The organism is Pseudenhygromyxa sp. WMMC2535 (assembly GCF_011083025.2).
Map to the genome: position 1 here is coordinate 4,195,816 of NZ_JABJWV010000001.1, position 20,461 is coordinate 4,216,276.

13 protein-coding genes are annotated in these 20,461 nt (G+C 70.1%); 4 read left to right on the forward strand and 9 right to left on the reverse strand.

Going from position 1 to position 20,461, the window contains the following annotated elements; translation table 11 throughout:
* The first annotated feature begins 44 nt into the window (after window positions 1-44).
* From G6O69_RS16535 to G6O69_RS16545, 3 genes are all read left to right on the forward strand, one after another.
* Window positions 45-1,115 carry a hypothetical protein gene (locus G6O69_RS16535; RefSeq protein WP_172304462.1) on the forward strand — a complete coding sequence of 357 codons (1,071 nt, stop codon included), beginning with the start codon at window positions 45-47 and terminating at the stop codon, window positions 1,113-1,115.
* Between the two features lie 20 nt (window positions 1,116-1,135).
* Window positions 1,136-1,912, forward strand: coding sequence for a class I SAM-dependent methyltransferase (locus tag G6O69_RS16540; protein WP_172304463.1), 777 nt, complete (start codon window positions 1,136-1,138; stop codon window positions 1,910-1,912).
* A gap of 111 nt (window positions 1,913-2,023) precedes the next feature.
* Window positions 2,024-2,629 (forward strand): cytochrome P460 family protein, encoded by a 606-nt coding sequence (locus G6O69_RS16545; protein WP_172304464.1) that lies wholly within the window; start codon window positions 2,024-2,026, stop codon window positions 2,627-2,629.
* A 91-nt stretch (window positions 2,630-2,720) separates the two neighbouring features.
* Here the strand turns inward: G6O69_RS16545 and G6O69_RS16550 are convergent, their stop codons facing one another.
* From G6O69_RS16550 to G6O69_RS16575, 6 genes are all read right to left on the reverse strand, one after another.
* Window positions 2,721-4,655, reverse strand: a complete 1,935-nt coding sequence (locus G6O69_RS16550; protein WP_172304465.1) for an IgGFc-binding protein — start codon at window positions 4,653-4,655, stop codon at window positions 2,721-2,723.
* 101 nt (window positions 4,656-4,756) lie between these two features.
* Window positions 4,757-6,331: a transglutaminase domain-containing protein gene (locus G6O69_RS42200; protein WP_172304466.1), complete on the reverse strand. Its 1,575-nt coding sequence runs from the start codon at window positions 6,329-6,331 to the stop codon at window positions 4,757-4,759.
* Window positions 6,332-6,432: 101 nt separating this feature from the next.
* The gene (locus G6O69_RS16560) at window positions 6,433-8,130 is read right to left on the reverse strand and encodes a GMC family oxidoreductase (RefSeq protein ID WP_172304467.1); all 1,698 of its coding nucleotides are present in this window, start codon (window positions 8,128-8,130) and stop codon (window positions 6,433-6,435) included.
* 18 nt (window positions 8,131-8,148) lie between these two features.
* Window positions 8,149-9,387, reverse strand: coding sequence for an AgmX/PglI C-terminal domain-containing protein (locus G6O69_RS42205; RefSeq protein ID WP_172304468.1), 1,239 nt, complete (start codon window positions 9,385-9,387; stop codon window positions 8,149-8,151).
* A gap of 112 nt (window positions 9,388-9,499) precedes the next feature.
* Window positions 9,500-11,308, reverse strand: a complete 1,809-nt coding sequence (locus G6O69_RS16570) for a DUF2330 domain-containing protein (RefSeq protein ID WP_346017056.1) — start codon at window positions 11,306-11,308, stop codon at window positions 9,500-9,502.
* Between the two features lie 78 nt (window positions 11,309-11,386).
* The gene (locus G6O69_RS16575) at window positions 11,387-12,979 is read right to left on the reverse strand and encodes a hypothetical protein (protein ID WP_172304469.1); all 1,593 of its coding nucleotides are present in this window, start codon (window positions 12,977-12,979) and stop codon (window positions 11,387-11,389) included.
* 38 nt (window positions 12,980-13,017) lie between these two features.
* Between G6O69_RS16575 and G6O69_RS16580 the strand changes: the two genes are divergently transcribed.
* A complete protein-coding gene (locus tag G6O69_RS16580; protein ID WP_172304470.1) occupies window positions 13,018-14,811 on the forward strand; it encodes an IgGFc-binding protein in 1,794 nt (597 codons plus the stop codon).
* 95 nt (window positions 14,812-14,906) lie between these two features.
* Here the strand turns inward: G6O69_RS16580 and lpdA are convergent, their stop codons facing one another.
* The 3 genes from lpdA to G6O69_RS16595 all read right to left on the reverse strand — a co-directional run bounded on the left by lpdA (window position 14,907) and on the right by G6O69_RS16595 (window position 20,429).
* Window positions 14,907-16,328, reverse strand: coding sequence for a dihydrolipoyl dehydrogenase (gene lpdA / locus G6O69_RS16585; RefSeq protein WP_172304471.1), 1,422 nt, complete (start codon window positions 16,326-16,328; stop codon window positions 14,907-14,909).
* Between the two features lie 33 nt (window positions 16,329-16,361).
* Window positions 16,362-17,612 (reverse strand): 2-oxoglutarate dehydrogenase complex dihydrolipoyllysine-residue succinyltransferase, encoded by a 1,251-nt coding sequence (odhB, locus tag G6O69_RS16590; protein ID WP_172304472.1) that lies wholly within the window; start codon window positions 17,610-17,612, stop codon window positions 16,362-16,364.
* Window positions 17,613-17,681: 69 nt separating this feature from the next.
* Window positions 17,682-20,429, reverse strand: a complete 2,748-nt coding sequence (locus G6O69_RS16595) for a 2-oxoglutarate dehydrogenase E1 component (RefSeq protein ID WP_172304473.1) — start codon at window positions 20,427-20,429, stop codon at window positions 17,682-17,684.
* Window positions 20,430-20,461 lie beyond the last annotated feature (32 nt).

Sequence of the window (20,461 nt, forward strand, 5' to 3'; positions counted from 1 at the left end):
GCGGTTTCGAGCCTGGCACGGTGCCTGCTTTTGAACGCGGTGTCATGGACATCGCGCGCTCATCATTTGTGTTCCCCCAAAGTCGGGGCTGGCTCACGGCGCTGATCTTCACCCTGGGGGTCGGCGCCCTCGGGTGCTCTGGGGCCAAGGAGTCTCCGGACGCGCCACGCGAGCGCCTGCGCCGCTTCCGCCAGACCCTCGAGGCAGAGGTCCAGGCCGTCGAGCACACCCAGGACATGGCCGAGCTGCACTGGGTCGAGCTCGGTCGAGACGGCGCGGGTCTGTCTTGCATCGACGGTCGAGCGGACAGCGAGATCCTGGGCTCGCCGGGGGGGGACGCCGGCGAGCTGCTCTTGCTCCTCGCCGCGGCCGAGCGCGAGGGCGTGCAGGTGTCCGTGGACGAGGTCCCCGGGCTGATCGCGGCCTGGGTGGCGGACTTCGGCAGCTTCTACATGCACACCGACACCCACGCCCTCGTCAGCTTGCGCCGGGCCGTGGCTGCGGATCCGCGCCTGGCGGATAGCTTGCCGAAGACGAGCGATACGGCGGCGATGGAGGCGTGGCTGCGGGATCCGCCGCTCGACGAGGCCGGCCGCGCGGCCTTGCTCGCGCACCTCGTCGAGCCGAGCAGCGTGGGCTGTGGGCACCTGCGCTCGGTGCTCGGCGCGCCAGAAGACTACTCGGTCCGCCCGGCCCTGGCCGGCGCGGTGATCGTCGGCTTCTACGAGCAGCTGTGGCGCGCGCCCGAGACCACGCGCTTCGTGGTCCTCAGCGGCCACCACGAGGAGCACGCGATCCTCGACGTGGAGGTCGCTGGTGAGGCCGAGCACCCCGTCGGCGCGGTCCCGCTGATCGAGCCGCGGGGTCAACACGATCAGGTCTTCGTGCTCCAGCCTCAGGCTGTCGCAGCTTACCGTGAGCGCGCAATAGGACTCTTTGTCGCACGTCACCCGCAGCTCGACGCGGCGCGCCTGGGCGAAGAGGTTGCGGACCTGGGCGAGGAACATCTCGAGGCGACGCTCGAACACCTCGGCGTGGATCTCCCGACGATCCGCGTGGTCGTCGATGACCGCGATCACCACAAGCGGTCGATCGAGGCCGTGCAAGGACGATGATTATGGGATATGGCTCAAACATGAGGACTCCCCTTTTGCTCATGGCGACGGTGCTGCTGACCGCAGTCGCTTGCGCCAACTCGCAAGAATCGACCGAGGCTCCGCACGAGCACGCGGACGCCCAGGGCGACGAGGCGCCTGCGGCCGAGGGACAGGGACACGGCCACGGTCAGGGCGGCCAGGAGGCCAGCGTGAACGAGCACGGTTACAAGGGCCACCACCGCTTCGACGACCCCGAGAAGTGGACGGCCCACTTCGAGTCCGAGGAGCGCACCGCCTGGCAAAAACCCGACGAGGTCGTGGCCAGCTTGGGCCTGGCCGCGGACGCGCGCGTGGCCGACCTCGGCGCGGGCACGGGCTACTTCTCCGTGCGCTTCGCCGCCGCGGCGCCCCAGGGCCAGGTCTTCGCCGTCGACATCGAGCCGGCGATGGTCGAGTGGCTGGGCAAGCGAGCCGAGCGCGACGGCCTGAGCAACCTCGTGGCGATCCAGGGCGAGGCCAACGCCCCGGCGCTCCCGGAGGCCGTCGACGTCGCGTTCATGTGCAACGTCTTTCATCACCTCGGAGATCCCAAGGCCTACTTCGAGGCGGTGGCCGGCAAGCTCGCGCCCGAGGGCAAGGTGGTGATCGTCGACTTCCGCGCCGACAACCCCGAGGACGCCCCGGGTCCGCCGGCGAAGATGCGCATGACGGCCGAGCAGATCACCGAGATCATGACCGACGCCGGCTACACCCTCGTCTCCGAGGACGACGAGCTGCTCGAGTATCAGTACATGCTGACCTTCACGCGCGGCTGAGCGCGCCGAGGTGGCGGGGAATGCCCTGAGCGAAAGTTCAGGGCATTTTTCTGCGCCCGACGCTCGACCTGGAGAAACATCGGCGAGCTGGGCGTCGTTGGCCGGCCACCCATGACTACCCTTCGCTTTTCACCCCACACTTCCAGCCCCATCTCGCTGTGCCTGGGCCTCTGCGCGGCGCTATGCGCCTCCGCCTGCTCCGACGACGCGGGCGGCGAGGGCGAGGACACCGAGGAGACGGCCGGCGAGGAGGTCGGTACGGACACCGAGACGGACACCGGCGAGGAGGTCGAGGTCGACGAACAGGCGATCCTCGACAGCATCGCCAGCTACCGCGAGGACTTCGTGCTGATCAACGCGGCGGCCTTCACCAGCGAGCACGGCGGCGCCACGGTCAACGTCTACGCCGAGCCGGGCGTCGCGGACGCGTTTCGGGCCATCGACCCCGAGAACCCCGTCGACACCACGCTCCCGGTCGGCGCGCTCATCGTCAAGGAGGTCATCGACGAGATGGGTGACCCCGTCAGCGGGACCGTGATGTTCAAGGCCGAGGCCGGCTACAACCCCGAGCTCGGCGACTGGTGGTTCGGCGCTGGCGATCTGATCGGCGGCGAGCTCTCGGCCAGCGGCCCCGACGTGGGCAACTGCGTCGGCTGCCACCAGGAGGTCGCGCAGACCGACTACGTCTACGGCGTGCCGCCGGCGGATCAGACCTGAGCTGCGCGCTCACGGTGGGGCGGCGCTGCCTCCTCTGGGGGGAGGTGGCGGGGCCGCCCCATTGTGGGCTTTTTTGCGAGACCGCGGCGGCTCAGGGGATCGGCGGGACGTCGTAGATCGGCTTGACGTCCGCGCCGCCGGTGTAGGCGTAGGAGCCCGCGGGCCCGTAGCCGTAGGCGGCCAGGCCGAAGTTGCCGTCGCTCTCGAGCAGGTGCACGCCTTCGTCGATCGGGCAGGTGATCGACCAGTACTCGACGTTGGCGAGCTCGCCGACGACCTGCTCGATGCAGTCGTCGGGCAGGCCGGCGCCGTCGAGGGTGAAGTTGCCCGAGGACTGGCCGTCGCCGCCGATGGCGTAGGGCGTGGTGATCACGATGTAGTTGGCGGTCCAGGTCGGCGGGGTCAAGAACACGTAGCGCTGGCGGTACTGGGCCGTGGGCGGGAAGTAGGTCAGCGCGGGGTCGCCGGTGTAGGCCACGGTGTAAGACTGGCTGACGAGGATCTGCGCGACCATGATCGGCGTGGTCGAGTCGATGGTGATGTCCTCTTGCGTCCAGGTCTCGAACATCTCGCCGGGCTGGAGGGTGAACTGATCCCGGGGCGCGGGCAGGCTGGTGGTCACCGTCGCGGGCTCGGCCACGGCCATGAAGCGCAGCATGTCGGGCTCGACCCAGCCGCCGTCGTTGCGCAGCGGGCTGTGGGCGATGACGAAGCGCGAGCCCAGGGCGGTGGCCGGGAAGACCTGCTCCTCGAGGTGGTCGGTGCAGCACAGCTCGCCGTCCCAGCCGGGCGGCTCGGGCAAGTCGTCGCCGTCGTAGATCGGGCCGATGCCGCGCTCGCCGGTGGAGAACACGGCCACGGGCTTGTCGGACTCGACCACGGTCCCGGTCATGTCCCCGGGGATGCCGCGGCTGGCGATGTTGACGACCTCCCACTTGTTGAGCGAGACGTTGATCTCGTCGCCGGCCTCGGCCTGGATGATGCTCTGCATGTCCGAGGCCGTGGTCGTGCCCGGGCGGATGACCACGCTGGTGCCGTCCTCGGTCCCGAGCACGGTGACCGAGGAGCGGTCGGGGACGCCGGCCAGGGGGATCGGGGCGATGGGGTTGGCCGTGGGGTAGCCGATCACCCGGTGGGAGGTGCCCAGGCCGGTGGTCGGCAAGATCAGCGAGGCGTCGGTGCTGTAGTCGTTGGTGAAGGTGTTGAACTGGTAGACGACGATCGGCGCCGTGGAGGTGATGCGAAACCCGTTGTTGGTCTTGGCCGTGCCCGTGGGCCCTGGCGGGTCCTCGGTCTCGGGCGTCCAGCCGGTGACCTCGGCCTGGGGCAGCTCGATGGTCTTGAGCAGGCCCGAGGGGACCGTGGTCTGCTCGAGCACGACCAAGTTGGGCTCCTCGCCGAGCGCGGCGATGTTGCGCTCGATGATCACGTCGGCGGTGATCTGCCCGGCGTTGGCCAGGACCACGCCCCAGGGCTTGGACGCGGAGTCGCTGACGCCGCGCTCGTTGGGCAGATCCGCCGCCCAAAATTCGCAGCCGACGTTCGAGGGGGTGTCGGCGGCGTCGATGCAGGCGTCGACACAAAGCCCGCTGCTGCACACCTGCCCGGCCTCGGAGTCGCACTCCTCGACGAGGTCCTCGGGCTGGCCGTCCTCGCCGCAGGTGTAGATCGCGTTGCCGTCGCAGGTGTTGACCCCGGGCGCGCAGGGCAGGCAGCCGAGCAGGCCGATGCAGACCTCGTCGGTGTCCTGGCAGTCGACGGGCTCCCCGGCGAGGCCGTCCTCGCAGGGGGTGAACACGGTGCCCTCGCAGTAGCCGCACTCGGCGTTGGTGTCGGCGGTGGTGTCGGAGCTCTCGGCGCCCTCGTCCTCGCTGCTCGAGCTCGAGCCGACGTCGTCGGCGTTGCCGGTGCCGTCGGAGTAGATCGTGCCGGGGCCGTCGTCTCCGCAGCCGCTCACGGCCACGCAGGCGAGGGCCAAGGTGCCAACGAGGGCTCGAAATTCGCACGTCCGCAGCAATCCAGTCATCGCCGCGGTTTTATCACGCTGCCCCGAGCGCGTGGGCGGGGATCGACCCGGCCGCGCCGCAGGGCGCCCGTGATCTGGCTTAAGGGCGCTGGCTCGTGGGCTCAGTCGTCGGACAGGAGCTGGTGTGCGCCGAGCTCGATCTTGGTCTTGCCGATGGTGCGCATCATCTTGCCGCCCGCGCCGAGGGTCCCCGGCTCGTCGACGCCGAACAGCAGATAGCGCGCCGAGGTCCCGGTCTCGCCGACGGTCGCGTCGACGCCGATCCACTCGCCGACCCAGATCTCGGCCCAGGCGTGGTAGCCGGCCACGCCCTGGCCGCTCCTGTCGGCGGCGAGCACGATGCCGTCGACGGCCCGGGCCGGGATGCCGGCGGCGCGCATCAACGCGACCACGAGCACCGCGTGCTCGGTGCAGTCGCCGGCCGCGTTTTGGAGCACCTCCGAGGCCGTGGCGCTGCCGCGCATGCCGGCCTGCTTGTCGATCCCGCTGAACACGGCCGCGATGATGCGGTCGGCGACGACGAGCGCGTCGGTCTCGTCGCCGGCGAGCTGCCGGGCCACGGAGACGATCGCCGGGTCGTCGGACTGGGCCATGGCCGTGGGCGCGAGGTACTTGCGCAGCTCGGGGTCGTCGACGCTCAGGGGCAGCTGCGGGTGCTCGAAGTCCGCGGGCGGGCGCGTGGACAGCAGGGTCATCGTGTAGCGCGAGCCGTCGCGCTCGACCGCGTGGTAGTGCCCGTCCTCCCACAGCGGCGGGAGCTCGGGGTCGTCGCCCTCGACGGTGACCGTGACCTCCTGGCTGGCGAGCATCCACCAGTTTGGCGCGGTCTTGCCGAGCACGGGCAGCTCCGAGTCGATCTTGCCGAGGGCGCTGGGGTCGAGCACCGGCGGCGCGTCGACCAAGCTGGCCAGGAAGGTCCCGCCGGCCTCGAGCATCAAGGGCATGAAGTCCGCGTCGGTCAGGCTCTCGATCACCGTGCCGTCCTCCTCGACGGCGCGAAAGCGCCACGCGGGGATGATCTGTCCGCCGTGCTCGAAGTCCTCGCGGCCGAGCAAGGTCAGCTCGCTACGCTCGAAGCGCTCGCGCTCGGCGTCGAAGCTGGCGAAGCGCCGGGTCGCGGGCTGGCCGGTGCGCTCGAACTCCTCGACGAGCTCGAAGTCGACGGCCAGGGAGCTGCGGTAGTCCTCGGGCAGGGGGAAGCGCTTGATCTCGGGGGTGTCGCGGCTGGGGCCGGTGTAGCTGCTGACGAACTCGCGGCCTTCGAGGGTCAAGCTGCGGGTGATCGTGATCCCGGCCTCGCGCTCGATCTCGGTCTCGGACACGAACTCGTGGGCCGGATCGTAGACCGAGGTGGACTCGGTCGTGCTCGAGAACTGGGCGTCGTCGCCTCCGCCCTGGCGGATCATCGAGAAGGTCACGCGCTCGGCGTTGGTCCACGTCCCGTCGGGGTGCTTGTCGAGCGTGGTCTCGACGTAGCCGACGGGCTGGCCGGCGATGGAGATCGCGAGCACGCGCTCGATGTGGGTCGCGCCCTCGTCCTGACTCGCGCTCGACTGGGCTGGATCGTCGCCGGGCTCGTGGCCGTTGGGGACCGAGCTGCAGGCGCCCAGTGTCAGGAGCAGGAGCGGGGCGAGCAGGCGGGCGCGGGCGGCCGGGGCGAAGCGGGGGGCAGACACCGCTACAAGGTGACAGCCGCGAGCGGGGAGGTCCAGCGGCGTCGCGCCCACTGCTGCGGACGCGAGCGCGGGTACGGGCTGTCGCGCCCCGTCATAGACTCTCAGCCTGCGTCGGCGGCGGCAGAGGGCTCGTCGGCGCTCGGACGCAGCGCCGCCCAGTCCTCGCCGGGCTGGAGCAGAGGCAGCGCCGCGCGGGCCGAGGGCGGCAGCGGCGAGCTGCGCCCGGCCTGCTTGCAGGGGATCTTGCTCATGGCCCGCTCGGCGAGGGCGGTGATCGTCAAGCTGGGGTTGACCCCAGGGTTGGCCGAGATCGCCGAGCCGTCGATGACATAGAGGCCCTCGTGGCCGAACACCCGGTGCTGCTCGTCGATGACCCCGGCCGCGGGCGAGTCGCCCATGCACGCCCCGCCGAGGATGTGCGCCGTGGTCGGGATGTTGAAGGCGGTCTCGGGCAGCAGCGAGCCCACGAAGCCCCCGGTCTTCTCGGCCATGGCCTCGGCGAGCTCGGTGGCCTCGGGGATCGAGGCCGTGGGCTTCTCGCCGAGCTCGACGTCGCTGCCCATGCGCTTGGCGAGCAGGCCCTTGCGGCGGAAGCGGAGCGTGCCCTCGGTCGAGCGCATGTAGAGCAAGATGATCACGCTGCGCGCCCAGTTGGGCATCAGGTAGGAGCGCAGGGCGCCGAGCGGGTGGCGGATCGCCTTGGCCACGGCCTGGATCAGCTTGATGGCCCCGGGCGCGTCGCCGCCGACGTGGGGCGCCATCAAGGTGCGGAAGAAGCCCGAGCCGTCGCCGTAGCGCACGACCTCGAGGTGCGAGTGCGCGTCGGTCTGATAGATCGAGCCGATCGCCACGCCGTGGCTGAGGTCGTGCTCGCGCGAGCCCACGGCCACGCCCGTGAGCGACTCGGAGTTGGTGCGCACGCGCCAGCCCACGCGCTCGGACAGCTGCGGCAAGCTGCCGCGCTCGCGCAGGCGCAAGAGCAGGTCCACGGTCCCGAGCACGCCGGCGGAGAAGATCACCTTGTCGGCGGTGTAGCGCCCGCGCTTGCGAAAGGCCCCGAGCAGCCCGGCGCCCTCGCGGGTGTGGACCTCGTAGCCGCCGCCGGGCAGCGGGCGCAGATCCACGACCTCACACTCGGCGCGCAGCTCGAGGCCGAGGCCGCGGGCGAGGTGGAGGTAGTTCTTGTCGAGGGTGTTCTTGGCCCCGTGGCGGCAGCCGGTCATGCACGCGCCGCACTTGATGCAGCCCGTGCGCGGGGGGCCGTGGCCATCGAAGTAGGGGTCGGGCACGGACTTGCCCGGGCTCCCGAAGTAGACCGCGTTGTGGGTGTTCTCGAAGGCCTCGGGCTGCCCGCGATCCGCGGCGATCTGGCGCAGCAGGCGATCGGGCTCGGTCATGAAGGGCACGACCTGGGCGCCGAGCATGCGCCGGGCCACGCGGTAGTGGGGCATGAGCTCGCGCTCCCACTCGGCGAGCTCGGACCACGAAGACGCGTTGAAGAACCCGGACTTGGGGATCGGCAAGGTGTTGGCGTAGACCAGCGAGCCCCCGCCGACGCCGGCCCCGGCGAGCACCGTGACGTGCTTGAAGAAGCGCATCACGAACAGCCCGCGAAAGCCGAGCCTGGGCATCCACAGCCACTTGCGCAGGTTCCAGTTGGTCTTGGGGAAGTCCTGGGCTTTGAGCTCGCGGCCCTTCTCGAGCATGAGCACGTCGTAGCCCTTCTCGACCAGGCGCAGCGCCGAGACGCTGCCGCCGAAGCCCGAGCCGATCACCAGATAGTCGTAGTGCTTGGACACACCTGCTCCTCGCGCGCGCTAGCGCAGCGCGAATTCCATGAAGATCTCGATCTCGCTGCGCTGGCCGACGGCGAAGCTCCAGGTCTTCGCCTGCTCGCTGACGCAGCGGGCGGTCTGCTCGTCGAAGCCCCGGGCCGCGGCCTCGCTGACCGCGCCGCGGCGATCCACGCTCAGGCTGAGGCTGACCTTGCCCGCGAGCCCCTTGGCGTGGGCCTGCTCGTAGCAGGCGCGCAGCTCGGCCAGGTGGGCGCGGATCGTCCGGCGGGCGAGCTCGGCGTCGATGCCGGTGGCCTCGGCGGCCTGGAGGCGGACCGTGCCCCCGCTCCCGCTGGTTCCGCTGGCGTAGTCCGAGTCCTGATCTTTGGTCTTGTTCTTGGTCTTGTTGTGCTTGTTCGGGATGTCGAGGGGCTGGAGCTGCTGGTTGGGCATGGCGCCGCCCTCGTGCAGGGACTGGGGGTCGAAGCACAGCTCGAGGGGGTCCTCGCCGAGCGCGACCTCGAAGCAGCGCAGCGCGCCCGCGGCCGTCTCGCGCAGCTCGCCGGCGGTCTCGAAGCCGTGGCGACAGGCGACGGCGCCGGCCAGGGTGCCGTCGGGCCAGTAGACGTCGCTGCCGGGGTCGAGCTCCCAGGCGCCAAAGTAGTCGTCGCGCGCAGACTCGAGCGCGTCTTCGGGCTTGGGCTGCTTGCCCGAGCCCGCGGAGATCTGGGCCTGGCTGGTCGCCGAGATCGGGGCGCCGACGTCCTCGGGGAGGTAGAGCTCGAGGGCGTAGCGCGCCAGGGTCTCGACGGGCTGGACCTCGCGCAGCCCTGCGTTGCGCAGCGTCCGGTCGTCGACGGAGCGGACCCGCCGCCAGCCCTCGCGCGTCTCGAGCAGCTCGACGACGGCGCCGGCCTGGCCGAGCTCCGCGTCGTTCATGGCCGCGTTGTTCATGGCCGCGCGGGGATCCGCGAGGGTCAGGGTCTGGGCGCTGGCCTCGGGGTGCAGGTAGAGCTGGCTGCCCCAGGGCACCAGCAGCCAGCGCGGGGCGTCGGCGCCGGTGGTGGCGGCCCGGCTGGGAGGCGCGGGCGTGGCCTCGCTCGCGCCGTGCTCGGCCTGGGTCGCAGGGTTTTGGCTGTGCGTCGAGTGTTGATTGATGCTCGCGCCGGAGACATCGCGCTGCTCCGCCCCCTTGTCGCAGGCACAAAGGGCGGCGAAGGCCGCGAGGGCGAGGCCGAGGGCGCGGGCGCCCGGAGCAGTTGGGGTCTTGGCGGTGTCCACGGGGGCGGGTGCCAGTGTACCCCCGACGCGTGGCCTGGGCCCCCGGACGGCGTTTTTGACCCGGCCGTCCGGGGCCCAGGGGTGGGCTCGCGCACGCGCGGCCCTCGTCGGCTCAGCTGCGTCGACGACGGATCAGCCCCGCGAGGGCGAGCAGCGCGAGGCCAAAGCCCACCCCGCCGCCGCGCTCGTTGGCGGAGCAGCCGCAGCCGGCACTCAGGCCCGCGTCCTCGGCAGCCGCGTCGGCCTCGTCTTGCTTGCGCTGGTTCCACTCCTCGAGCAGCTCGTCGATCGCCTCGGTGTTGTCGACCACGTTGATCAGCGGCGCGTTTTGAGCCATGCCCTCGAGATCGACGTCCTCGACCACGGGCATCTCGTCTTGGAACTCGGGCCAGACCAGCGGCTCACCCGGGGGGAAGTAGACCTCGCGCAGGTCGGGCAAGGTCACGGTCGTGCCGCCGTCGCAGTGCAGGGTCTGGGTCGAAAAGCGCAGGTTTTGGACGTCGGGGAGCGTGCTGTTCTCGCGGAAGAAGGGGTCGTCGTACATCTCGTTGGGCGAGATCGTGGTGTACATCCGCGTCAGGTAGGCGTTGTCCTGGACCAGATCGCGGGCCTTCTCGGCCGGCTTGATGATGCGCTCGTCGAAGCGCTCGGCGAAGAGCGCCGCGTCCCAGGCCTCGAGGTCGATCTGGTCCGCGTAGCACTCCATGCAGTCGTAGTAGAGCACCGGGTCGACGCCCTCGGGCACGGGCATGAACTCGTCGAGCAGCGGCTGGAGCAGCGGGTGGTTGGTCGTGCAGGTGGTGTCCCAGTCGATGTCGCAGAAGATCAGGCCCTGCTGCTCGAGCAGCTCGATCGCGCCCACGGGGCTGTCGGCGAGGTCGAGGAAGGGGGTCTCGTCCCACAGATCGCTGAAGAAGGTGCCGGTCGCGACCACGTTGGAGCTGCCGGCGTACTCGGTCACGAAGGCGTTGCCGTCGGCCCCGTCGGCGTCCACGGCCAGCGAGATCGCCTCTTTGTAGTTGCTGGCGTTGTTGAACCAGTCGATCTTCAGCGGGTTGACCAGCACGTGGCGGTAGTTGACCGGGACCGTGCGCTCGTCGCCGAGGGCGAACACGCGGATGTCCATGTCCTCGACGGCGGCGATCCGGGTCAGGCGCAGGGGCACGCAGGCCTCCTGCCCGGCGTAGCGCAAGATGATCGGGTGGATCTCGTCCACGCCCGCCGTATTCGACAGCTTCATGGCGACGAAGAGGTACTCCTCGGCCAGGTACTCGGCGAGGATCGGCTCGGCGTTGGGGTCTTGCTCGTAGCCGTTGTCGCCCAGCCAGGTCATCACGCCCTCGACGGTGCCGCCGTCGAGCACGGCGATCTCGAACGCGCCGATGGTGCCCTGGTAGACGACCTCGGGGTTGCCTCCTTCATCTTCGGGGTCGCTCCCCTCGCCGCTGCCGTCACCCTCGTCGGCGGCGGTCGTCAGCCCGCCGCCGATCTCGTCGCCGCCGTCGCCACAGAAGTCCTGGGAGATCAGGTTGCCGTAGCTGGGGACGGAGCCGGCGAGCAGGGCGTCGAAGAAGAGCTGCGAGCCGACCTCGAACTCCGGCAGGGCCATCACTGGGATCACCCAGGCGAACTGGGCGGCCTCGGTCTCGGGGTCGTACTGGATCTGGATGTGGACCTCGACGGAGTCCTCACCGATGTGAAACGCGATGTTCTCGCCGGTCTGGTCGACCGGCATGGCCGTGGGCCCGGTGTCGCAGAAGGTGCCGCCGCAGGCCTGGGCCTCGGCCGGGGTGAGCATGGGGAGCGCGGCGGCGAGCGCGGCGGCAGTGAGGGACAAGGTCAAGCGAGAGCTGTTCTTCATGGTCGACTCGGTGGGGGTGTGGGCGTCCTTCACGTGCCACCACGGGAGGGATCCGATCACGACGGCGAATGTCAGATGATGCAATTACCCGCAGACGCCGCGCTAGCCCGGCGTCTGGTCCGCGCAGGGGCGCTCAGGTCAGGGCGTTTTCGAGCCGAAGGGCCACAGCAGCCACCACAGCAGGCCCAGGGGCAGCAGGCTCAGCGGTCCGGGCAGGCCCAGGAGGCGCCCGAGGGTGGTGGCCGTCCCCGGCTGGTCGGCGGCGAAGAGTTCGGGCAGGGCGTAGGCCCAGATCGGGTTGCCGTAGCCCGGCGCCTCGGGGCCGGCGGCGGTGATCAGCACCATGTGGGCGCAGGACAGGGCGCCGAGGACGAGGGTGGCCCAGGGCAGGCGATCCCAGGCCACGGCCAGGCCGAGGGCCAAAAAGGGCAGGGCGGGGACCATGTGCCGGGGCCCCAGGGACGCGCCGCCATCCCACATGTAGTAGGCGCTGTTGAGGCCCAGGTACCAGGCGAAGATCCCGGCAGCGAGCACGAGGTCGCCGCCGCGGAGCGAAGCGAGCGGGTCAGAATCGGCGTCAGCTGCGCGTTTGCGAGTGGCCAGGCCCCAGGCCGCGAGCAGCAGGACCGGGGAGAGATAAAAGAGCCCGCGGTAGCTGCCAAAGAGCAGCTGCACGGCCACGGCGGGGTCGGGTCGGCCGATGCCGTAGGCCACGGCCATGCCCTCGGCGAACTCGGGCAGGTAGACGAAGTCGTAGCCGGTCTTCAGCGGGCCGCCGAAGGCCCACTGGTGGTAGCCGGCGAGGAGCAGGGCCCAGGGCAGGCCGCCCACTGCTGTCCACAGCGCGAGGCGCCAGCCGCGGCGCCAGGCGATCCAGGCGACGATCATCGCGACCGGGACCGCGGCCGTGTACTCGGCGAGCACGGCCCAGCCCAGCAGCCCGCCGACGAGCAGGCCCAGACCCCGCTCGGCGCGTGGGCTGGGATCCCGCGCGAGCGTGGGCGCCGTGAGCACGACCAGGGCGACGCTCGAGATCAGCAGCGCCGCCGTGAGCTGGTGGCCATAGAGGGCGCAGCCGTAGCCCAGGGCCGGGGTGGCCAGCAGCCACAGCAAGCTCACCGCCATGGCCCGGCGGCGCTGGGCCTGGGTCGGCATGGGCGCGTCGCCGAGGATCAGCAGGTAGAGCAGCCCGCCGGCCAGGAGCGTGGGCAGGCTGACGGCGAACATCCGGCACAGCCACAGCGCCGTCAGCTGGGCGGGGTTGTAGACCAGCGCGTCGCCGGGGGCTCGATCCTCGGGCTCGGGCAGGGCGTCCGCGGCGACCAAGGTGGGGTCGAGGGGGGCGACGCGGACGTCGGGCAGGTCGCCGCCGGTCAGCCGGCGCTCGAGCACGAAGAGCGCGTAGGGGAGGGTGGAGAGCAGCGAGACCCCGGGGGCCTTGTCGCTATGGAAGTGGCCGTCGCGGAAGCTCTTGTCGCCCGTGGTCACCTGCCAGTCGTCGATGGTCACGGCGCGCTGCTCGACGAGGGCGCGGGTCAGGGCGAGGCGGGAGTTTTGGTTCCAGGCGGGCGGCCCGACGAAGAAGGCGTAGGTGAAGAGCAAGGCCAACGCGGCCGCGCCCACGTGGGGCTGCTCGCGCAGGCGCGAGAGCAGCGGCCGCAAGAGCGCGGCCAGGGATCGGCCGTTGTCGGGCACGGCGGCCAGGCTGCCCGGACGGACAGGCGCACGCAAGTTCCAGCGTGCGCCTGTGCTATCGATGGTTACCTAACATGACTTACTTCGAGCGCTCCCCCGCCGCCGTCCCCATCCCTGGCCCCAACCGTGAACCCCTAGCGAGCCTCCTCTACTCGGGCGCGCTCTCCCTCGCGGCGATCTCGATGCTCGCCTGTCAGCCCCCGCCGGGGAGCGACGACGAGGCCGAGGCCGAGAGCAGCGAGGAGGGCACGCCCTCGGGGGACTCCGAGTCCACCGACGACGGCCCGACGATCATCTGCGTGCCCGAGGAGACGCGCTGCACCGACGACGCCAGCGTGATCGAGACCTGCGCGGCCACGGGCCTCGAGTGGGAGGCGAGCGCCTGCGGGACCTACCAGAGCTGCAACACCTGCTTCGAAGAGGGCGAAGACGGCAGCTGCGTGGCGGCCTGCGTCGGCCCTTGCGAGGCCCTGCAGGACACGGCCAGCTCCGAGGGCTGCTCGTTTTACGCCACGAGCATGTACCAGGCGGACTCCCAGCTCGACGAGCTGCCCGACGACGCCATGGTCGTCGGCAACCCGCAGCTCGAGCTCCCGGCCACCGTGGAGCTGCGCTTCGCCCCCGAGGGCAGCAACATCGAGGAGCTCGTCGAGGGCCCGATCACCCTCCAGCCCGGCGAGTCCCACGTGTTCAAGCTGCCCGGCGAGCTGACCGAGTACTACGAGGTCACCTCCATGTATCGCTCGGGCGCGGTCCACCACGTCGTCAGCGACCTGCCCGTCGTCGCCTACCTGCACTCGCCCTTCGAGGGCTCCTCGACCAACGGCTCCTCGCTGCTCTTGCCCGAGCACATGCTCACCGGCGAGTACGTGGTGTTTGGCGAGAAGGCCTACGTCGTGCCCAGCTACTTCGTGGCCATCGCCCTCGAAGACCAGACCACCTTGCGCTGGTGGCCGAGCGTCGACACGGCCGGCGACAACCTGCCGCTGCCCTTCGTGGCCGGCGGCGAGATGGGCGAGCAGCTGCTCAACCGCTTCGACAACGTGCGCATCGACACCTCGCTCGAGAACGGCGCGCCCAGCTGCGCGCAGGACCTCTCGGGCACGGTGGTCACCGCCGACAAGCCGATCTGGCTGGTCTCGGCGATCCGCGGCCTGCGGGTGCCCTTTTGCTCGGGCTCGGCCATCGAGGGCTGCTCGCCGCCCCTCGACGTCGACACGGCCTGCAACCGCGGCTCGGACTTCGTCCAGGAGCAGGTCCTGCCCCTCGACTACTGGGGCATGGAGTACGTCGGCCCGCACTCGCCCCTGCGCGGCCAGGAGCGCCACTTTTGGCGGATCTACGCCGGCGCCGACGACATCACCGTCAGCGTCGATCCGCCCCAGGAGGGCACGCCGATCGCCCTGGCCAAGCGCGGCGACTGGGCCGAGCTCGTGGTCGACAACGCGACAAACCTCTACTTCAGCGCCGACGGCCCCTTCATGCCCGTGCAGTACGTGGCCGGGCACTACGAGGCGGACAACCGCGGCTCGCCGGCCATGGTCCAGATGGTGCCCACGGCGCAATTCTTGGATCGCTATGTGTTCGTGACGGGCTACAACTACGACGAGCACTATGTGCAGGTGATCCGCGAGGCAGGCGGGCCCGACGTGGTGCTCGACGATGTGGTGATCGCCGATGCGTTTGCGGTGATCGGGGACTGGGAGGTGGCCAACGTCGCCGTCGAGGAGGGGCCGCACGAGATCCACAGCGAGGGGTCGTTTGGGATCATTCAGTACGGGTATAGCGACTTCAATGGGTATGAAGATCCCTCGTCGGGGTACGGGTATCCGGGGGGGATGAAGGGGGAGGTGATCTACATTCCCTGATCCTCGCTGCAAGGGCATGAAAAAGAGAGGGCCGACGGCGCGCCGTCGACCCTCTCCTTTCGCCCGCAGCCTCCTCGGCCCGAGCGCGCGCTCGATCAGAAGTTGATCGACCGCCCCAGCGCCCCGAGGGCCGCTTCCTTCACGGTCTCCGCCAGGGTCGGGTGCGCGTGGATCGAGCGCCCGAGGTCCTCGGAGGAGGCCGAGAACTCCACGGCCACGGCGATCTCGGCGATCAGGTCGCCCGCCCGGGCGCCGATGATCGACGCGCCCAAGATCCGGTCGGTCTCGGCGTGGGCGATGATCTTCACGAAGCCGTCGGTGGCGTTGAGGGCCTTGGCGCGGCCGTTGGCCGTGAGCGGGAACTTGCCCACGCGGTAGGGGACGCCGGCCTCGTCGAGCTCGGCCGGGGTCTTGCCCAAGCTGGCGATCTCCGGGTGGGTGTAGATCACGTTGGGCACGGCCTCGTAGTTCACGTGGCCGGGCTGGCCGGCGATGGTCTCGACGGCGGCCACGCCCTCGTGCTCGGCCAGGTGGGCGAGCATCGGGCCGGGGATCACGTCGCCGACGGCCCACACGCCCGCGACCTTGGTCGCGTAGTGCTCGTCGACCTCGATGAAGCCGCGCTGGTTGGTGGCCAGGCCGATGGTGTCGAGCTGGAGGCCGTCGGTCATCGGGCGGCGGCCGACGGCGACCAGCACCCGGTCACAGTCGAGGGTCTGGGCCTTGCCCTCGCCGTCCTCGTAGCTGACCTGAGCGCCCTCGGGGCCGCCGACCTTGGCCGAGGTCACCTTGACGCCAAAGCGCAGGTCGAGGCCCTGGCGCTTGAACAGCTTCTCGGCGGTGCGGCCGACCTCGGGGTCCATGCTCGGGAGCATCTTGGGCATGTACTCGAGCACGGTGACCTTGGCGCCCAGGCGCGACCACACCGAGCCGAGCTCGAGGCCGATCACGCCGGCGCCGATGACCACGAGGTGCTTGGGGACCTCGGTCCACGCCAGCGCCTCGGTCGAGGTCCCGACCTTGTCGTAGTCGAGCTCGACGCCGGGGATGGTCGCGACCTTGGAGCCGGTGGCGATCAGCACGTGCTTGGCGGCGACGCGCTGGCTGACCTTGCCCTCGCCATCGACGATCTCGATGACCTTGGCCTCGCCCTCCTGCTCGCCGGTGAAGCGGCCGAAGCCGTGGAGCTCGGCGACCTTGTTCTTGCGAAAGAGCATCGCCACGCCCGAGGTGAGCTGCTTGACGATCTTGTCCTTGCGCCCGAGCATCACGGGCAGGTCGAGGCCGACCTCGCCCACGAGCACGCCGTGGGCCTTGAGGTGACCCATGGCCTCCTCGTACTTCTCGGACGACTCGAGCAGGGCCTTGCTGGGGATGCAGCCGACGTTGAGGCAGGTGCCGCCCAAGGTGGCGTCCTTCTCGATGCAGGCGACCTTCAGGCCGAGTTGGGCGGCACGGATGGCGGCGACGTAGCCGCCAGGGCCCGCGCCGATGATGACGAGATCATAGCTGTCCATGGCTTGTCCTGTGCTTTTGGTGCGTGGCGTCGACTAGAGGTCGAGCAGCAGGCGGCGCGGGTCCTCGATGGCGTCCTTGATGTGGACGAGGAACTGCACGGCCTCGCGGCCGTCGACCAGGCGGTGGTCGTAGGACAGCGCCAGGTACATGACCGGGCGAATCTCGACCTTGCCGTCCACGGCCATCGGGCGCTGGACGATGTTGTGCAGGCCGAGGATACCGGTCTGCGGCGGGTTGAGGATCGGCGTCGAGAGCATCGAGCCGTAGATGCCGCCGTTGGAGATGGTGAAGGTGCCGCCGGTGAGATCGGAGAGCTGGAGCTTGTTGTTCTTGGCCAAGCCAGCGAGGCGGGAGATTTCCTTCTCGATGTCGGCGAAGGACAGCGCGTCGGCGTCGCGGACCACGGGCACGACCAGGCCCTTGCCGCCGCCGACGGCCACGCCGACGTTGTAGTAGTTCTTGTAGACGATCTCGTCGCCGTCGATCTCGGCGTTGACGGCCGGGAACTTGCGCAGCGCGGACACGGTGGCCTTCACGAAGAAGGACATGAAGCCGAGCTTGACCTCGTGGGCGTCGATGAAGTCCTGCTTGAGAGAGGAGCGCATCTTCATGACCGCGGACATGTCGACCTCGTTGAAGGTCGTGAGGATCGCGGCGGTCTGCTGGGCCTGGACCAGGCGCTCGGCGATGCGCTTGCGCAGCGTGGTCATGCGGACCCGACGCTCGCGCTCGCCGGGCTCGGAGGGCGCAGCGGGTCGAGCGGGGGCGGGCTTGGAGGCCGCGGGCTTGGAGGCCGCGGGCTTGGAGGCTGCCGCTTGGACGTCCTCCTTGAGCACGCGGCCGCCGCGACCGCTGCCCTGGACGCCAGCGGTGTCCACGCCGGTGCGCGCGGCCTCGGCCCGGGCGGCGGGCATCAGGGTCTGGCCGCCGCTCGCGGCGGGGGCGGGCTTGGAGGCCGCGGGCTTGGACTCGGGCTCGGAGGCCGCGGGCTTGGACTCGGGCTCGGACTTGGAGGCCGCGGGCTTGGACTCGGGGCTGGCTTCGGCGCTCGCGTCGATCTCGGCGATCAGGTCGCCGACGTTGACCGTGTCGCCCTCGGCGGCGTGCTGCTTGCTGAGCACGCCAGCGCTGGGCGCCGGGACCTCGACGGTGATCTTGTCGGTCTCGAGCTCGACGATGGGCTCGTCGGTGGCGACGCGCTCGCCGACCTGCTTGATCCAGCGGGCGACGATCGCTTCGGTGATGGACTCTCCGAGGGCGGGGACTTCGATATTAGTTGCCATGACGGACGTGTACGGAGGTACGGGGAGGTGGAGCGGAGTAGAGCGTGAGAGCGGAGCGAGAGAGAGGTGTCAGGCGAAGGCCGCGTCGAGGACGCGGGAGAGCTCGACCTTGTGGGCTTCGGGGGAGCCCGTGGCCGGCGAGGCGCTCGCGGCCCGGCCGGCGTACTCGAGGGTGTGGGACTGGCCAAAGCGCTCGAGCAGGCGCGGGTAGATGAACGGCCACGAGCCCATGTTGCGCGGCTCCTCCTGGACCCAGCGGACCATCTTGGCCTTGGGGAAGCGGGCGAGGGCCGCGGCGAGCTCTTCCTCGGTCGAGTCGAAGGGGTAGAGCTGCTCGACGCGGACGAGCGCGACGTCTTCGCGCGCGCGGGTCTCGCGGGCCTCGCGGAGGTCGTAGTGGACCTTGCCGGCCGAGAGCAGTACGAGCTCGACCTTCTCGGGGTCGGCGGCGTGGTCGTCGATCACCCGGTGGAACTTGCCCTCGATGATCCGCTCGCGCGGCGAGAACGAGGGCCGGAAGCGCAGCAGGCTCTTGGGTGACATCATCACCAGGGGCTTGCGCCAGTTGCGGAGCACCTGGCGGCGCAGGCAGTGGAAGAGCTGCGCCGGCGTGGTGAGGTAGCAGACCTGCATGTTGTCCTCGGCGCACAGCTGCAAGAAGCGCTCGAGGCGGGCGCTGGAGTGCTCCGGGCCCTGGCCTTCGTAGCCGTGGGGCAGCAGCAAGGTCAGGCCGCTGATCCGGTTCCACTTGTCCTCGGAGGAGGACAGGAACTGGTCGATGATCACCTGGGCGCTGTTGGCGAAGTCGCCGAACTGGGCCTCCCAGATGGTCAGGCCGTGGGGCGCGGCCAGGGAGTAGCCGAACTCGAAGCCGAGCACCGAGAACTCGCTCAGCGGGCTGTTGTAGATCGAGAAGGGCGCCTGGCCGTCGCGGATGTGCTGGAGCGGGGTCCAGGTCTCGTTGTTCTTGGTGTCGGTGAACACCGCGTGGCGGTGGCTGAAGGTCCCGCGGCGCACGTCCTGGCCGGACATGCGCACGGGGTGACCCTGATCGACGATCGAGGCGTAGGCCAGGAGCTCGGCCGCGGCCCAGTTGAGCTCGGCCTCGCCGGCGTACATCTCGCTGGCCTGCTTGAGCAGGCGCTGGAGCTTGCGGTGGATGTGGAAGCCCTCGGGGATCGTGGTCAGGGCCGCGCCGAGGCGCTCGAGCTCGGGCGTGGGGATGGCCGTCTCGGGCTCGCCGGCGTCGCGCTCGGGGCCGCCCTTGTAGCGCTCCCAGATGCCGTGCATGGGCGCGAAGGCCAGCTTGGGATCGCTGGTCTTGGCCTCGTCGAGGGCCTGGTCGAACTCGGCGGTGAAGCGCTCGGCCATGGCCTCGCACTCGCTCTCGCTGATGGTCTGACGCTCGATCAAGCGCGCCTCGTACTGCTTGCGCACCGAGGCGTGGTTCTTGATGATCTCGTACATCCGCGGCTGGGTGAAGGTCGGATCGTCGCCCTCGTTGTGCCCGAACTGGCGGTAGCAGATCAGGTCGATGATCACGTCCCGGTGGAAGCGCTGGCGCCAGTCCACGGCCAGGCGGGCGACGTAGGCCGCGGCCTCGGGGTCGTCGCCGTTGACGTGGAAGACCGGCACGCCGAGCACGTGAGAGACGTCGGTGGCGTAGACGCCCGAGCGCGCGTCCTTGGGGTCGGTGGTGAAGCCGATCTGGTTGTTGATCACCACGCGGATGACCCCGCCGCACTCGTAGCCGTCGAGGGCCGCCATGTTCAGGGTCTCGGCGACCACGCCCTGGCCGCAGAAGGCCGCGTCGCCGTGCATGGTCACCGCCAAGCTGGCGGCGTGGCCGAGGGTCGACACGGCGTCCTGCTTGGCCCGCACCCGGCCCTGGATGACCGGCGTGATGGCCTCGAGGTGGCTGGGGTTGAAGGCCAGGGCCAGGTAGATGTCCTTGCCCGTGGCCGTGCGACGGATGCGGTGGTACCCGAGGTGGTACTTGACGTCGCCCGCGCCGATGTAGCTCTCGGCGTCGGTGTTCGAGAACTCCGAGAACACCTCCTTGGGCGACTTGCCGAGGATGTTCATCAGCACGTTGAGGCGCCCGCGGTGGGCCATGCCGAAGATGACCTCGCCGATGGCGTGGTCGGCCGCGCCCTCGATCAGGCAGTCGAGCAGCGGGATCAGGCTCTCGGCCCCGGAGATCGAGAAGCGCTTGGCGCCGAGGAATTTGGAGTGCAGGAAGTGGTCGACGGTGTCGACGTTGACCAGGCTGCTGAGCAGGCGCAGCTGCTCGTCCTTGGGCGGCGTGACCTCGTTGAGGCAGCCCTCCATGCGCTGCTGGAGCCAGGCGCGCTGGGTGGTGTCGTAGAGGTGCCAGTACTCCACGCCCACGTGGCGGCAGTAGGTCTTGCGCAGGCGGTCGAGGATCTCGCGCAGCGTGGCCTTGCCGGGGGTCAGCCCGCTCGAGTTGAACAGGCGATCGTAGTGGGCCTCCGATAGACCGTAGTGCTTGGGGTCGAGCTCGGTGGCGTCGGCGCGGCGGGGGCGGGAGAGCGGATCGATGTCCGCGCCCAGGTGTCCGTGGAGGCGGTGGGCCTCGATCAGGTTGTCGACGGCGGTCTGGAGAGCGATCTGCTCTGCGGTCGATCCAGGCTCTGCGCTGTGCAGGCGGGCAGGGGTGGACGAGTCCTCGCCTTGACGATCCTCGAGCAGCGGGATCCACTGGGGATCGACGGAGCTGGGGTCGCGTTCGTAGGCCTCGTAGAGGGCCTCGAGGAAGGCGAGGTTGTGTACGCTGAGCGCGGCTTCGGCGTCCATGCTTGACGCGAGTGTACAAGATCCGTGCAGCG